Origin of the sequence: uncultured Blautia sp., from assembly GCF_902497045.1 — a bacterium.
Lineage (GTDB): Bacteria > Bacillota > Clostridia > Lachnospirales > Lachnospiraceae > Blautia_A.
This window is the reverse complement of sequence record NZ_CABVDF010000359.1, coordinates 1-1,744: the sequence shown is the minus strand read 5'-3', so window position 1 is coordinate 1,744 and position 1,744 is coordinate 1. Positions and strand designations below refer to the sequence as shown.

Below are 1,744 nucleotides of genomic sequence, written 5' to 3'. Positions count from 1 at the left end.
CTTCCACTTAAGAAGAAATGGAAGTTTTTCAGTGCCCTTGGATATTCAAGAGTTCTCAGCAGATTTTCAAACTGAGCAAGCTTACAGCAGGACATCTTATCCGGCAGAACAGGCATATAAATTCTGCCGCACATATCCAGAATCTGAAATACCTCATCAATCCCATTTCCAATATCCAGTATCAAGGTCTCATAAGGACTGTGCAGCATAATTTCCTGGATCAGGCAGATCCAGTCCTGCCACGGTGTTCCTCGTATATCAAGAGGCGACTGTACCGGAGGAATGAAATCAAGCTGCCCCACAGTCTGCACCATACTGTTGATCCGTGCAGTAAGGTTCTGTTCCCCCTGACGGACATAATATAAAAGATCACTGAGATTCGCTGGAAAGTTCTTTCCAAAAAGACTGTCAAATCCTGAATATTCCTCCATATTCAGATACAATACCGGTCTGTTTTTTCCAAGCAGCTGCCCGAGAGTAAGTGCAAAAGAGGTTTTCAGACATCGTCCTGACGGTGAATAAATTCCCAGCACTTCTGTTGTTTTTTTCAAAACAGGCGACTGTGCCGGCAAAATTGAGGCTTCTTCTCCATAGCATGCCATAACTTCCCGCACCACCTGCGCTGAGGACTGATATTTATAAACTCCTGCATAAGGACTTTTTTCCGCAGAGCTTACTCCTTCTGTAAGAACAATGATCTTACCAATGTCCAGATCGCGAAGTTCTCCGCATACAGCTTCCTCTGCTATCAAAAGGAGCTCTATCCTGTGTTCCTTCCCATAAGCTACAAGGCTTTCCGGTCCGGTAAATGCCTGTACTTCAAAAGGCAGATTCTTTTTTCTATTTAAATAATCCATAAAATTCCGGGCATACTCCGCCTCCGGATCACAAATTGCAAAAATATGCTTTTTCAATATATACCTCCTGCATAAAGCATTACGCTCATAAATATCGGAACTGTAAAATGAAAATTTTCCAACGCAGATCCTTTCCTGTAATAAGGTTTCCTGACCCCTGTTCTCAAATACTCTCTTATATAAGATTTCAGATACCAGAGTCTTTCTGCCGGGTTTCCATATAGAACAAGAAACAGCAATGAAAAAACTGCTCCTATAAAAAAAGAAACTCCCATGCAGCGCCAGACAGACTCCGGCCCAATAATCCCTCCAAGAGAACAAAGCAGTTTAATATCACCTGCTCCCAGCATCCTGAACCAACACAATCCTCCAAGGACTGCTGCAGGAATCAGAGTTCCAAAAACAAACTCTCTGAAACAGGGACCTTTTCCGCTGATACTGTATAGAAATCCAGACAAAAGAGAACAAAGAATCCAGCCATTGCTGATCCGCATACTGGCAATATCCATCACAACCGCAGTTCCTGCAATCGTCAGCACCAGCATTTCCTCTATTAAAATTCGTCCTTGCCTCCTTTCATACGTCTGTTTTAAATAAAATAAGATGGGATAGTTCCGTCTGACTTGACGGCAGATATACCAGAAGATCTCTGGTGAGTCTTATTATATGGCATCCGGCTTTATATGTCCAGAAAATTCGTTCTTCAAGTTTCGACATGTTTTTGACTGGTCATTTTCTTCTCAGCAGCTTCTTCCAGATCAGTTGCTGGCTTTTCTTTTTCATACGATTTTTGTATTGCATAATTATTTACAATTATGTATAATATCTGTGTTTAATTCATTTTTTATGCATAATATTCATTTTTCACAATAAAATTGGAGGGAGCG

The 1,744-nt window shown here is 41.3% G+C and carries 2 protein-coding genes; both read right to left on the bottom strand.

Annotation, left to right across the window (positions count from 1 at the left end):
• On the bottom strand, positions 1-914 hold a 914-nt coding region (locus RDS42_RS14675), incomplete at its 3' end, for a hypothetical protein (RefSeq protein WP_308784302.1).
• Complete coding sequence (locus tag RDS42_RS14670) at positions 911-1,396, bottom strand: prepilin peptidase (RefSeq protein ID WP_308784301.1); 486 nt, start codon at positions 1,394-1,396, stop codon at positions 911-913. The genes RDS42_RS14670 and RDS42_RS14675, both read right to left, overlap by 4 nt.
• Positions 1,397-1,744: the final 348 nt, after the last annotated feature.